Origin of the sequence: Cyclobacterium xiamenense, from assembly GCF_900109255.1 — a bacterium.
Taxonomy (GTDB): domain Bacteria; phylum Bacteroidota; class Bacteroidia; order Cytophagales; family Cyclobacteriaceae; genus Cyclobacterium; species Cyclobacterium xiamenense.
Genome location: NZ_FNZH01000002.1, coordinates 592,047 through 606,178, shown reverse-complemented (window position 1 = coordinate 606,178; position 14,132 = coordinate 592,047). Strand labels below are relative to the sequence as shown.

The window sequence follows — 14,132 nt, the reverse complement described above, 5'->3', positions numbered from 1 at the left end:
AAATTGGCAACTTATCGATCCCACCACACGCGGGTCAAAAGATCATCCGAACCTTGTCTGGCCACTGCTTGCTCATAGTTCGCTTTATTCAAATTAATCTCACTAGGTGGGTAACCTTTGCGTCTGGGTATGCCATCGATAACTCCGTCTCTTGCTACTTCCAACTCCGGGTATTGAAGCCGTCTCCATTCACACCAGGACTGAACGCCCTGCATGTAAAAAGAAATCCACTTCTGATTGCCAATGGAACGCATGGGGTTCGTCGTGTCATAGGTAACTGCTTCCTGCGCTAAATAATCGGCAACTGCAGATGGATCCGAAATACCCCACTGCTCCATGGATGCGGTGATCGCCTCTATGTAAAATTCCGAGGGACTGCCGGAAATCCAGCCTCTTTCCGCTGCTTCAGCTTTGATAAACGCAACCTCCGCGTAAGACATAATGGTAAAAACTGAAGTTGGCTGGAGGATAGTTTCGGTATTTGGCCAAGAAACGGCGAAGTCACTGATGGCACTACCGGATGCGCGGTCCAGTCCGACCGGCTGTCCGATGTATCCGCCTCCCAGCGTTTGATTTATTGCAGGATCGGCATATCTTTCCAGTCGCGGATCGTTTAACGATTTGAGCATGTCAACCAGTGTGCTGGCGATTCCGTAATTGGGAACACTCAATTCGTACCGGAAAAACCAGGGATTGTTATTGGGTTGGGATTCTAAAAATTGGTAGAAGGCATTGTCGTCAGTTGATGTCATGGGGCCCGCTGCTACCGCCTCGGACAGCGCGGACGCAGCCACATTGGGTGCCACATTTGAAAGCCGGAGTGCTACCCTCATTTTTAGACTATTGGCAAACTTGTACCACTGTTCCATATCCCCTCCAAAAATAATGTCGCCGTCAATCGATCCATCGGCGGCATTGATCATTGCTGCCGCCTCCGACAGTTCCTTAATCAAATCCAAATAGATCGTTTCCTGATCGGTATAGGTGGGTAGGGAAAAAGCATTTCCCTTTAAGGCCTCCTGGTAGGGAACATCCCCCCACACATCGGTAATGTTTTGATAGGCCCAAGCCTTCAGAATCCTTGCCACTGCGATTTGGTTGTGGTTAGGTCCGGACAGCGCCGCATTGACCATGGTCTCTTCGTTGGAATTTAAAAGGATGACTTCTTCCAAATCTCTCAACCCATTGGTGTAAAAGGTTGAAAAATCGCCCTCTACCGTTGCATAAATATCATCAAAACCGCCCCGCAAATTTGCCATCTGCTGCGCATAAATCATGGCGGGAAGCCCGATGCCGTTAAGCTGGTCGTGGTTGCCAAATAGGTCTGCTACTAATTCTCGCTGTGCCCCGGTCAGCAAACTCGAGGTGGGCACTTCCAGCGGCTGGTTGGGATCAATGTTTAATTCCTCAAAGCCCTCGGTACAAGCAGCCGACCAAATCAGTAGGCCGCCGAGTAATAGGATGGTAGGTATATTTTTTATCGTTTTCATTTGAGTCATTCTTAGATTTTGGAACATGTCGGTATCAGGCAGATTTTTGAGATAAAATCCGATTTTCCTGTCCAATAAAGTAAATGGATGTTACAGCTTGATATTGATGTTGAAACCAATCATACGGGGAGCTGGCAGCGACGCTCCCTCCAGGCCCTGAACGTTACTTGATCCATAGGCGATTTCCGAGGGATCAATGTGGGGCACGTTGCTGTGCAGCAAGGCTACATTTCGTGAAAATACGGAAACCCGAAGCCCATTGATAAAGAGGTTGCGCAGCATTACGCTGGGGACGTTGTAGCCCAGGCTGATTTCTCGTAATTTGACATACGAGGCGTCATAGACGGATAAGCCATCCAAGCTGTACATTTGCTTTAAATAGTTTTGTGCTTCCAGGTATACCGTATTGGGCTCCCCGTTTTCAAAAACCGCATCTGCTCGGATACCTCCGCCTTCAGAAACCGGACTTCTTTTGGGAACTCCCCGGTCATTGTCTCCTACCGACTCAATGAACTGCCCATTGGCAATGCCATTTTGAACGGTCTCCGACCAAAAACTACCCCCTGATTGGAAATCGATCAAGGCACTCAGGCTGATCCCACGGTAGGTAAAGGTATTGGAAAAGCCCCCCGTTACGTCCGGCAAAATGCTGCCCACTACTTCGCCTGGATTTCTAAGATAAAAGCCATTGCTACCAACGATCGGTTTTCCGGTCTCCTCGTGGTAGATGACATTTGGCGTGATAATCGTACCGTAAGGCTGCCCTACCGTGGCATTGACGGAGTTGGTACCGTCTCGTCCACCCAACTCGAAATTATCCTGACCTTCTGCCAGTTCCAGCACCCGATTTCTATTGCGCGCCAGGTTCAGGTTTACATCCCAGGAAAAATCATTTCTTTCGATCGGGGTGCCGCTCAGCATGACCTCGATGCCTTTGTTTTCCATTTCTCCTGCATTAACGATGAGCGACTGAAAACCCGTGGTCGAGGAAACTGGAAGTGCCAGGATTTGATTGAAGGTATTCACCTTGTAGACCGTAAAATCCAGCCCGATCCTGTTTTCTAAAAAACGTAAATCCAACCCTGCTTCCAAATTCGACACAATTTCCGGCTTCAGGTTGCTGTTTCTCAAAACGTCATCTACCGTGAACACCGAGGTATTGGCGTAGGGGTCCCCGTTGGCATAGGTGTTGATCAAGCGGTACGGATCCGTGTCATTCCCCACCTGGGCCCAACCCAGACGCATTTTGCCGAAAGAAATGAAATCAGCTCCCGTCATCAGGTTCGAAAAAACGAAACTGCTTGAAACGGCAGGGTACAGGTAGGAATTGTTGTCTACTGGTAGTGTTGAAGACCAATCGTTTCGAAGCGAAGCTTCGAGGAACAGGAAATCCCGATAGCCCAGATTACCGCTTGCGTAAATACTGTGTACCTCTCGTTCGGATTTGAAATCCCGGATTTCTGGCCGCTGAAGGGAGGCTACCAGGTTGTAAAAATTCGGTACACTCAAACCACCCTGCGTCCGGGTGTAATTATTGGTAAACGTGTTTTTCCGGATATTGCCCCCAAAGGTAACTCCCAGACTGAAATCATCCCCGAATTCGGTATTGTACTGGCCGAGAAGCTCGAAATTATCCTCCCGAAAATTGTACAAGTCTTTTTCGTAAGCATTCTGAAGGTAGCCTCCGATTGAAGCCCGGTCTTCGCGCACGTCGGTGTAGAAATCGGTTCGGGCAAACAAGGTTACTGAAAGCTCCGGAAGGATCTGGTAAGAGATGTTGATGTTTCCAAAAACCCGGTCCTTTAAATCGTTATTATAACTCTCGAATAGCGTAAAATAGGGATTGTTATTGTAGCTCTGTTCCGTATGCCGCCCCAGTCCTTGTGTATTCCAGGTCATGTGGTAATACCGGTCCGATTGATAATTTCTTAACCGGGCGGGATCAATTTGACGTTGGGTCCAGGCATACCAGTACGTCAACACGTTTACAGGCCGCTCTGGAGACCAGTCGCCCGTTGCGGGCCGACCGAGTGCCTCGGTACGTATGTAGTTAATCTTGGCTCCTGCGGAAAACTTGTCGGTTATTTGCGTATTGGCACTTACCGCAATTGTATTTCTATTGAGCGAACTATTGGGCATGACCCCGGTTTGATCGAGGTTGGTATAGGAAAGTCTGAAAGAGCTCTTATCATCGCCTCCGCTAATGGATACGTTATTTGATAAAGTAACGCCGGTTTCAAAGAAATCTCTGATATTATTGGGAGTAGCCTGCCAGGGTCGCACTTCTCCGTAATTTGGCTCGCCCGGATACATGCTGTCCCAATGCCTTACGGGTGTCCCGTCAAAACGAGGGCCCCAACTGTTATTGGCATTCGTATTGACCACTTTATAGGTCAGTCCATCAAGCGGATCCACGACTTCCTCAAAATCCAAAGAAAATCCTCCGCCGTACTCATTTTGCATTTCCGGCAATAAAAATACGTTGCTAACCATCGTGGAGGAATTGATGCTAACGCCGATACCCTTGTTTTTTGCACCACTCTTCGTTGTGATAAGGATGACGCCATTTGAAGCCCTGGACCCGTACAATGCTGAAGCACTTGGTCCCTTCAGCACCGAAATGGACTCCACATCGTCTGGGTTAATATCCTGAGCCGCATTCCCATAATCCCGACCCCCATTTCCGGACACCTGATCCGTGGAGTTGTAGTTGGAGTTATCGATCGGAGTCCCGTCTACCACAAAGAGCGGTTGGTTATTGCCGGAAATGGAATTAATTCCCCGTATGGTGATACGTGAGGAACCGCCAATATTTCCAGAGGAATTCGATATCTGAACACCGGCAATTTTACCCGTAAGCGAATTGACGATATTGGTTTCCTTGGCTTCGTCCAGTCCGCGGGTGTCCACCTGCTGCACGGTATAGCCCAGGGCACGTTCGTCTCGTTTAACGCCCAATGCGGTCACCACCACTTCGGAAAGTGCCGTTTCTTCCGGCGTCAGTGAGATCGTTATTTCACTTTGGTTACCGATAGCGACTTCTTTTTTGTTGTAGCCAATAAACGAAACTTCCAATTCCTTTTCTGATTCGGACAAGGTGAGGGAAAATTCCCCGTTAATGTCCGTCGCTGCTCCTTTGGTGGTACCTTTAACGAGCACGCTGGCTCCTGGAATCGACATTGCGTTTTCGTCGACTACCTTGCCTGTCACTGTCAGGCTTTGCGCCTGAACTGAGCCGACGGATAAAAAACCGATTAGTAAAAACAACCAGGTAAACGAATTCCTCCCGCCGGAACGCCGGTTCGGGGCATGTGTAAAATTTTTCATGATGTTGTTAGTGGTTAAGTGTTTAAAACAGGCTAACCATACGCGCACAGAGATCCTAATTCAGTACGCGGTTAGCAAATATTCAAAGGTTAATCTGGGGAAAGGCTATTCTGAGGGCGACTATCCTGGGCGTGAGTTGGGAAATGGCGCTTTACCTAAGGCTTCAAATTAATGAACCCTTGTGTGGAACACCATTCGGATTGTTGGGTTGAATTTGTCAGCTGCTAACATCTTCTGGTCCAAATATATAAGCCGACCCTGCAATTACAAAGAAAACCCAATTTTATTTTTTTAAACTAACAGGCGTATATATAGTTCAAAATAACGTTAAAAATTAATATTAACTAAATTTATTATTTTTTATTATTTATTTTACTGTTTTATTTATATATATACTTTATTTAAATCAATTAAAAATAAATTCAACTAAATTCCTTATAATACATATCTAGGGTTATTTTGAAACCTATTTTTTATATTTCTTGTGTTTTACTTGTTTTTAATGTTTGTTGTAAACCCTTTTTTTAAGAATTCACCCATTTTTGTTCGTTATATGGTTTGATTCTTACCCAAAAAACTAATAAAAATATTTTATTCTATGTATATTGTCTTTAAAAGTGTTTTACTTTATTTTTTGACGTATATCAAAATTAAAATTTGTAGAAGGGATTTTTTGTTTTTCACTACCAATTGGCTTTACTTTTAAAAACATTTTTTAGGACGATAACAATCCAACGAATCATTGCCCTGGCGCCTTGCTTTGCTCTTGTCCCGAATAGTTCAATACATGCGCTTGACAGCTTCCCCGCAAAATGTGGGGTCCGGACCGCTTTGCAACGCTAAAAAAGCAAAAAATCTCCGTTGAGCAAGCTCGGCAGGATGGAACCGAAAGCAGGTACCTGTGCTGCGGAGGGAAATCACACATGCATTACTGCTACAGCGAGCGATGCTACAATTAGCGGAGCCGATACGGACAGGGCGTGGCAATAACACCCAGGAAAGAAATCAGAGAATGAGGAAATGGCAATTTTGTTTTACCATGGATACCAACTTGTATTACGAAGAGCAAACAAAAGAGGAGCATTACTGCCTCCTCTTGTTGGTTCGGTTCTATTTACTCTTTTTGACTCCAATGTTTGTTAAGGCGCGGGATACTCTTAGGGAGACTCAACTCCGTTCGTCGGTTTAGCCGATGCATCTCGGGAGTACATGGAACCTCCTCGCAATCGTTTATCGGCTTGTCTTTTCCAAAAAATTCGTAAACGAGCCGCTCCGAAGCGATCCCTTTCCCTTCCAGGTAGTTTTTGACCACCAGTGCCCGCCTTTCGGACAAGGCTTCATTGTAGGCTGCCGAGCCCCTGCTGTCTGTATGGCCAGTGATAGCCAATCGTCGGTTCAGCATGGTTCTCAACATCAATGCGACGCGTTCCAGGGCCATTTTATCCTGCAAGGAAAGTGTTGCTTCATCAAACCCGAAATAAATGGTGGGCAACGCTTCCGGTAGCTGAATGGTGCTCACATCACATAAATCAATTCCTCGCATTTCGGGAGGCACCGGGTACGATTTCCCTACTTCGGGAAAGGCCTCTAATAATAGTTCGGTACGGCGGTCTAACTGATAATTATCTTCGGAACAGGGAACACCTTCCCCGCAATCGGAGGTCAGTTCGGTTTCACCTAACCACTCTGCCTGAATGCGGGACCTTGCAATGCCATACTTGCTCAGGTAATTGCGTACCGCATCCGCCCGCTTTTCACTCAACACCTCGTTGTAGGCGTCGCTTGCTCGCGCATCGGTATGGGAGCGGACGACGATGTTCAGAAAAGAATAAGATGTCAATAACTCGGCAATTCTATCCAAGGGGGCTTCCGCATCCTCCCGGATTTCGGATTGGTCGAGGTTGTAGTACACCAAATCCACGTATACCGCGGTTCTATAGGGTATTTTTACCAACTGATAGGTTTTCTCGAGTTTTCCATCGCTCATTCCTTTGCTGGAAAGGCTTTTGTCCTCCAGGGCGAAATACCCGTCTTTCTTAATAGAAATTTCTTGGTTTTGGTCCGGGCTGATGGTAGCCCGAATCAGTCCGGTACCGTCTTGTTCCACCGCAACGGTCCGTTTTTCGCTACCTTCCGTCAATTGTACCTCCAGAGGACCGGAAACGGCTGTTCCATCGCAAGCCAATACCTGTGCCACGAAATCCATGTCCAGCGTCTCCAGTTCAAACACATCGTCCAAACCGGTGCTTCCGGGACGATTGGAAGAAATCACCACCGCATGGTCGTCCGTCTCAAAAAAAGCAAAATCGTCCTGTGGAGAATTGTACGGCAGCCCCATATTTTTAACACCCAGGAACTCGTTTCCTTTCCTGTCCGATACAAAAATATCCAACCCTCCCAGGCCTATGTGCCCATCGGAAGCAAAATAAAAGCTTCCGTTTTGCATGAACGGGTCGATCTCGTTCCCGGCGGTATTGATCAACGGACCCAAATTAACCGGCTGCCCAAATGTAAACGCCTCATCGAGTTCCATGTAGTACAAATCGTATCCCCCATAGCCACCGGACATGTTGGATGAAAAATACAAGCGGTTTTGGGATTCGTCTACAAAGGGGCTTTTCAAGCCATATTCCAGGGGAGCATTGATCGGAAGCCCGACAAAATCCACCGGGTTACCGGAGGCGTCAAGCTGGCTGTAATATATTTCCGGTTGTACCTCGTAATCATTGGATTTCCTTATATCCCGGGTTACGGTGTAAAAAATCAGGTCCCTGTCTGCGAGCGGATAGGGATCACTGGCGTGAAACACACCCGGGACCGGTGGTTCAAAAAGCGAAACTTTGCCGTCTTCATCCACGGAATAAATGTTCAGGAAATTACGCCCGGTCCAATCCGATGTTTTCGAATAGTACGTGTAGCTTTTGTCGATCCGCAATCCACTTTTTTTACGCTCTCCTGCCTCCCCTCTATCTGAGGAAAAGTAGGTGCCCCCATTCGCTGATTTTACCCAGCCAAAATCGGTGCTGGAACTATTGATGCTTTGAACACGCTTTACACGGGTATTTCCGGCGGCATCGTACCAGACTTTCAGCGAGTCCAGATTCAGGTTTCGAAGAGCTTCGGGCTTGCTTGCCCCCATTGAATCCAAGGCTGCGAACACCGCATCCATGTCGCCGGCCTGATTGGCAGCAGCAATGTATGCCAGCCGATCCTGTTGCAAGGCCTCGGGATAGGCCACCGCTCTTTTCCACCAGTCGTATGCGCGGGAGTAATCCCGCATCTTGTCGTAGGCAATCGCTGCACCCTTTGCAGCCTGGTAAGATGGTTTTTTGCCAAAGGCCTCTGCGTATCCCTTTCCCGCTTCAAAATAATTTTCCTCCGTCGCCTTCCTGTCTGCATAGCGTAACAAGCCCTGTTGGGCCAGGGAAGGAGGGATGGATAGCAGCGACAAAAGAACTATCGGTAGCAGCAGGTAGGTAAAAATCTTTTTCATAATCAGAACCATCTAGGGTTGTTCATGTTCACTTTCCTTGGGGAAATGTAGTAGCCAAGGGAAAACTCGTGGGAATTGTTCCGAAGCCCGCTGAAGGCGTTGGTTTGCACGTCATAGGCGTAACCCAGTCTGAATTTTTCTGTTGCAAATAGTTCCAGTATCAAGGCTATGGCGTTTCTGGCAGTCAGGCCATCGGGCAATTGGTCCTGTCCCCATTTGACATTGGTACGGTAGGAAGCGCCTGCCCAAATCCGGTCCATGAATAAAAACATTCCGTTCAAATCCAGATTGGTTGGTCCCCTGCCTCCATTTCTAACCAGAAAAGAAGGTTTGAACTGCACCGCGTCTGAAAGTGGCACCAATCCTCCCGCGGTAAGGTAATAGTGTACGTTGTGGTAAGCCAATGCAACCGCTTCGGATTCCAGGGAATTTCTGCCAATCAAATTGTACGCACTAAACCCCGCATAAAAAGAGGGTGTATGAAAAAATATACCCGTATTCAAGTTGGGGGTAAAAAGGTTAATTCGCCCCTCTGGGATTTCGGAATCATCAAAATCATTCGGGTTAAACATCGAACCGTCAATGGCGTATTCGGATATACCGGCGCTGATTCCAAAGCCCAAAAAGGACGCCTGCCCTGTCTGAATGCGATACGCATAGCTGAGCAAACCCGAATTGGTCCTGGCTGGCCCCATTTCATCGGATAGAATGGCGACACCGAAACCCATCAGGCCCTCGTTTGCACTCAGGTCTGCAGTGACGGTGAAGGTAGTAGGTGCACCCGGCAAGCCTGCCCATTGGTTGCGGTAGGTGGATTGAATGTAGTGCTCCCCCTTGTAGCCGGCATAGGCAGGGTTTACGTGCAATCCATTAAACATGTACTGACTAAACTGTGGCAATTGCTGTGCAGAAAGCTCCCCTGCCAGCAGGAATGCCATTATTGCCACAAACCTTCCTACACTATAACTATTTTTCATCGAATTCGAATTTAAATCCAGCCAATAAATACAACGCTTCTATTTCACTACTTGCACCCAGCCTCTATACGTTTGGCTTTCACCAGCGCGATCGGTAATCACCACTACATAAAAATAGGACCCGGCATTGAGTCCGTCGGCCGCCCAATCGTTTTGGTAATCATCGGAGACATATACATGATCGCCGTTTCTATTCAGAATTGTCAGCGAACTTTGAGCGAAGCGCTCAATTCCTCGAATTTCAAAGGTGTCGTTTTTCCCATCGGCATTTCCTGGTGTAATGACGTTCGGAATAAAGAATGGATTGACCTGATTGGTATCGGTATCCTCCTGCTGTGTGGAAGTATTCTCCTGATCCTCCGGAACCTGCACCCGAACGGTGTTGGTAATCGACCCGACTTGTGTGGCCTGTACCCGAATGGTATACACCTGCGACACCCCTGCACCAAGGGTCGGTATGGTCCAGGTAACCGTATTTCCCGATACCAGTGCTTCGGCATCCCCTGTAAAATCAAGGTATACCAGACCGGTCGGTAACTCATCCACCAGGGTGATGTTCTCTCCCGTACTGGTACCGTTGTTCGTTACTCGAATTTCGTAATCAAATTCGTTCCCTTCGTACAGCGATGCTCCAAGCGACGTCTTTTCTACGCTGATATCCACCGGCCGTGCCAAAATCGTAACCGGAACCGCCTGAACCATGTCCATGTACGCTCCGATTTCAATGGAAGCGGAATTGACCTGTGGCCCCAAACCAATGCCCATCAGTAGCAAATCGATCTCCGTTGAGGTACCGGCTGGTATCGTTTCCAGCAACCACATGGTCCCTTCCTGCGCCTCCGGATCCGAACTAAGGAGCATCAAGCCGTCGGGAAGCATGTCTTCCACCTGCACGTCCGCTAAATCAAACGCCGAGTTGTTCGTAAGCGTGAGCGTGTAGCTGACCAGCCCGCCGATTGGAAGTGTTGTGAGGTTTGGCACCTTTGAAACCTCAAGTAAAATAGGCCGTACGGTGAGCGAAACCAGCGCCTGATCACAAAACTGCCGGTCTGTATTTTCACAAATCTCGTAAGTAAAACTATCGGCTCCGGAAAAATTAGACCCGGGGGTGTAAGTAAGCGTACCGTCCGCATTTTGGTCCAGGGTACCGTTTTCCGGCCCCTCCAAAATTTCCAGCGTCTCCACTAATAATTCACCCGTATTGATGAAATCATTCGCTAGTACATCCAGCACGATTGCCTGGTTTTGATTGGTGGTAAATGCATCGTCGTTCGCTTCCAATTGGATGTCTAGCAGCGTAAAACGAATGATTCCTTGATCGGTATTGCCCGGGTTAATGACTTCCTGGATTTCGTATTCCAATTCGTAGGACCCATTGGGCAAGCCAGCGGGGAGTGACAATTCCCCATCGGCGGACAAGGTAAGACCGGACAAACCGTCCGCATCCAATAGGCTTACCTGCACCCTTCCCTCTGGAATTGCTTCCCCGTTGAGCAGGTCGTTATCCAAAACATTTCCAACTGGGCCGGCACGATTCAGGTTTACATCGCCGTAATCATCGTCTACCGCTGAAAGCAGGGTAGGTGCCACCCGGATGGTCGCCGTTGCCTGATCGCATTTTGCCGGATCGACGGCATCGCAGATCTGGTACACCAACAGGTACTCGCCGGCAGGTACCCCCTCATCGATATCAATGGATCCGTCGTCGGTCAGCTGAATAAACCCAGCGGAGTTATTACTGATGGTTGTTAGGTTTACATTTTCAATCAAGGCCGGTAAGCCATTGAGCAAATCGTTTTCTAACACGTTTACCACGCTGTCCCGGGAAAAACTATCGGCTAGCTCTACTGCATCGTCAAAGGCTTCTGGCTTGTACTCGATTACTTCTATACGAACTTCCGCATCGTCCGAATCTTGTCCGGCCGTTAGTTGATACCGCAACGTGTACACTCCGGGAGGCGTATTCGGCGGAACATCCACCGTTCCGTCCGGATTTAACGTAGCCGTTCCAGCCGGAAAATCTTCCAAAATGGTTAGTTGGATATCGATTGGGTTGAGCGGCGCACCGTTTAGCTCATCGTTATCAAAAATATTCAACACGGCCTCCCCACCAAGCTCGCTGTTTACCCGTTCGGCCAGGTCGGGCGTGGCGGAAATTGCATTCACAAAAAAGACCAACTTTCCATCCGGCTCATTGACCGCAACGATACGAATCCCAAAGATCGGCTCCTCAGAAGCGAAAAGAGCGGGAGAAAATAGCACCATTTCCTGGGCTTGGGAGGGTTCATTACTTACATGGTTGATACCAGTTTGCCACTGAAAGCCCCTTACCTCAATGACATTGGCTCCTTCTATTGGTTCCCCATCCCTGCCCAGTGCGATAAAATCGGTCGGTGAGTTCCCGTCCCGCTCCGTGTACAACAGGTAACCGGAGGTAACCACCGGATCCCGATAGATCAGGTCAACAAATGGATCTCCTCTGGGAATGGAGGGCTGTGAATTGATGTCCCAGTAAGACCGAATATCCGGGGTTGAGACAACTTCTTCCAGGTTATCAAAAAATGCCGGATCCCGGTGAGAAATAATCACATTCGTTGAACGAACAATCTGGATAGCAGATGGTCTGATTTCGTTGCTTCCAATAGCCGCATTCGGATTGGCCACGGACGGTCTTCGGGTTGTCGCAAAAATTACCCGTCCATCTTCCAGGCGAATGCCACTGACGATCACGGGCACATCCTCCGGACTTGGGTTCTGGTTCCCTTCAGGGGCGTTTTGTACCAGTTCCTGCCCATCAATGAGGTAGGTCACCTGTTCCATGCGAATAAGGTTTTCCGTCCCATTCACGGTCACTACCTGTCCGTAAAGCGGAGCAGTTCCGAGGAAGAAAATCACCCCCAAAACCGAAAAAACCATCCGCAAGTAGGAAAAATCATGCAGGGAATGATTTTTAATTAACACTAATTTTTTCATATACCCTTTCTATTAAAAACCATCCATCTAGCCATCACAAAAAACAACCTTAACAAAGTACTGGCAAATTAGCCATTTCTTACTAAATCTGAAAAAGATACCCAATTTATCTATTCGTATCCATCTCGCCCATGAAAACTCAGGCAGCCAAATGGCTGCCTGAGTTCCCTTTTTTGAATACTGTTGGTCATTAGTCCGCTGATTACTAAAGGCTACCAACGGCGATTTCCAAAGGGATGCCTTGTTGGTCAGCAATAACGCCCCCGCCCATCAGGGAATCCTATTTGGCCCTCCACCTCTGACGATAGTGTCCTCCTGGAAATTTGCATTCAGCATCACCCTTTCGTTTCGGTATCCGCCGTTATTCAAATACCAATCCGGATAGGATTCTCCTCCGGATACGACCCATTCAAAAAATCGGGTATATCCTTTGGTGATCGGAACTTTGTTTACCATGTAGGGAATACTTACCGGTACGTTCATTGCCCAGGGCAACCCGTTTTCTTTGCTCCGGTAATAGCTATTCGGGCCAGAAGTACTTCCATCTTCTTTGGTACCAAAAATCGATTCATCTGCATGGCGAGTTGGCTTCATTCCGGGCAAGTGCACTTCCACTCCTCTTTTTTGATCCACGATCAAAAAGGGATTAAAATTATCCATTCCCAGTTCGCTCAGCTTTGTTGCGCCCGCATCCGTTGGCCTTCCCTCTTCTTTCAAGCGGATCACGATCGTCTGCAACTCCGGTCTTTGGAGCCTAAATTCCGGATCCGTATTGATCCCCAAGGCCCCTCCACCTGGGTGGGTAAGAAAATGCGATACCTTATCGAAAGGAATAATTGTGGCAAATTCATTGTCCAGCTCCAGTCCCTTTTCGTCGATTTTATGTATACTTTCCGGGCTGGCTTTGGTTCCGCTTACCCTGATTACTTTTCTGGGCGATAAGCCCGCAAATTCAATCCCAAAACCGTTGGTGAAACCTGCACCAGCAGCCCTTGGTGACAGTTCGATGATGATTTCTACCACTTCTCCCGCGGCGTCTGTAACACGGTTTAGTCGGTAATCTACCACCAAATCATTGAAATCGTAGTCGCCAGTGGCTGGCCATAAATCCTCAAACATCAGGGTACCGTATCCGGTGGCCGGCAAGAAATTATCAAACGCCCGATACCGATCTTCGGGATAGGCATCTTCCGAATCGGCTACGCCGTCATTGTCCGCGTCCGCTTTTTCACTTTTGGGAAAACAATTGTCCGAAGGGTCCGCACTGTAGCTTCCAGGAATAACAAAATCATCCATGCCGATGCGTGCCGTGCCACCGGAGCCCACCAAACTAAACATGATCTTCACCGTGCTGCCCACCAGCTCCTCAGGTACCGCTATGGCTACCTCGTGGACTTTTGTCTGTTTGTTAACTGGATTTGGGAAATCGAATATATCAAACCTGGTAACGTCACCCTCTCCGGTACTCTCGTTTTCAGCGTCAAATTCAATATACTGTAGCACGATGCTGCGGTTACCCCCTGCATTTCCGTCCAGCCTGGTTTTGAAACTTATATTTCCTGCCTCCATGGTAATCCAGGGTGTTTTTACCCAGGTGGCAGTCGTTGATTGGTTTGTAACCTGATTCGATCGCAAGCTGTAATCGCCCGAAATCATGGTTTGATTGTGATTACTTACCGTCACTGCCCCCATGGACCAGCAGGCAGCGACGTACTGATTGCGACTACCTAACTCTGCATCATTGGTAACGGTATTTTCCTGGGCTATAAGGGAAAAACTGATAACTCCCATTAAATAGCTGAATATCAATCGTTTTTTCATTACTCTTATCGTTAAAAATTAAAATACTTCCTCACGTTTATTGCTGTACCT

At 48.0% G+C, this 14,132-nt stretch carries 6 protein-coding genes; all 6 read right to left on the bottom strand.

The genetic code is table 11. The features are described from left to right. Nucleotides 1-11 precede the first annotated feature (11 nt). The 6 genes from BMW71_RS07355 to BMW71_RS07330 all read right to left on the bottom strand — a co-directional run bounded on the left by BMW71_RS07355 (nt 12) and on the right by BMW71_RS07330 (nt 14,081). Nucleotides 12-1,490, bottom strand: a complete 1,479-nt coding sequence (locus tag BMW71_RS07355; RefSeq protein WP_161993900.1) for a SusD/RagB family nutrient-binding outer membrane lipoprotein — start codon at nt 1,488-1,490, stop codon at nt 12-14. A gap of 90 nt (nt 1,491-1,580) precedes the next feature. Next, nucleotides 1,581-4,817 carry a SusC/RagA family TonB-linked outer membrane protein gene (locus BMW71_RS07350; RefSeq protein ID WP_092171537.1) on the bottom strand — a complete coding sequence of 1,079 codons (3,237 nt, stop codon included), beginning with the start codon at nt 4,815-4,817 and terminating at the stop codon, nt 1,581-1,583. Nucleotides 4,818-5,931: 1,114 nt separating this feature from the next. Next, the gene (locus BMW71_RS07345; protein ID WP_177179590.1) at nt 5,932-8,310 is read right to left on the bottom strand and encodes an OmpA family protein; all 2,379 of its coding nucleotides are present in this window, start codon (nt 8,308-8,310) and stop codon (nt 5,932-5,934) included. A gap of 2 nt (nt 8,311-8,312) precedes the next feature. Then, the gene (locus BMW71_RS07340) at nt 8,313-9,287 is read right to left on the bottom strand and encodes a PorP/SprF family type IX secretion system membrane protein (RefSeq protein WP_092171534.1); all 975 of its coding nucleotides are present in this window, start codon (nt 9,285-9,287) and stop codon (nt 8,313-8,315) included. A gap of 39 nt (nt 9,288-9,326) precedes the next feature. Further along, the gene (locus BMW71_RS07335) at nt 9,327-12,260 is read right to left on the bottom strand and encodes a T9SS type B sorting domain-containing protein (protein WP_092171531.1); all 2,934 of its coding nucleotides are present in this window, start codon (nt 12,258-12,260) and stop codon (nt 9,327-9,329) included. Nucleotides 12,261-12,530: 270 nt separating this feature from the next. Further along, nucleotides 12,531-14,081, bottom strand: coding sequence for an LruC domain-containing protein (locus BMW71_RS07330; protein ID WP_092171528.1), 1,551 nt, complete (start codon nt 14,079-14,081; stop codon nt 12,531-12,533). Nucleotides 14,082-14,132: the final 51 nt, after the last annotated feature.

What these genes read in the sequence shown, in the direction of transcription:
- BMW71_RS07355 (WP_161993900.1), bottom strand. Translation starts at nt 1,490, where the DNA reads ATGAAAACGATAAAAAATATACCTACCATCCTATTACTCGGCGGCCTA.
- BMW71_RS07350 (WP_092171537.1), bottom strand. Translation starts at nt 4,817, where the DNA reads ATGAAAAATTTTACACATGCCCCGAACCGGCGTTCCGGCGGGAGGAAT.
- BMW71_RS07345 (WP_177179590.1), bottom strand. Translation starts at nt 8,310, where the DNA reads ATGAAAAAGATTTTTACCTACCTGCTGCTACCGATAGTTCTTTTGTCG.
- BMW71_RS07340 (WP_092171534.1), bottom strand. Translation starts at nt 9,287, where the DNA reads ATGAAAAATAGTTATAGTGTAGGAAGGTTTGTGGCAATAATGGCATTC.
- BMW71_RS07335 (WP_092171531.1), bottom strand. Translation starts at nt 12,260, where the DNA reads ATGAAAAAATTAGTGTTAATTAAAAATCATTCCCTGCATGATTTTTCC.
- BMW71_RS07330 (WP_092171528.1), bottom strand. Translation starts at nt 14,081, where the DNA reads ATGAAAAAACGATTGATATTCAGCTATTTAATGGGAGTTATCAGTTTT.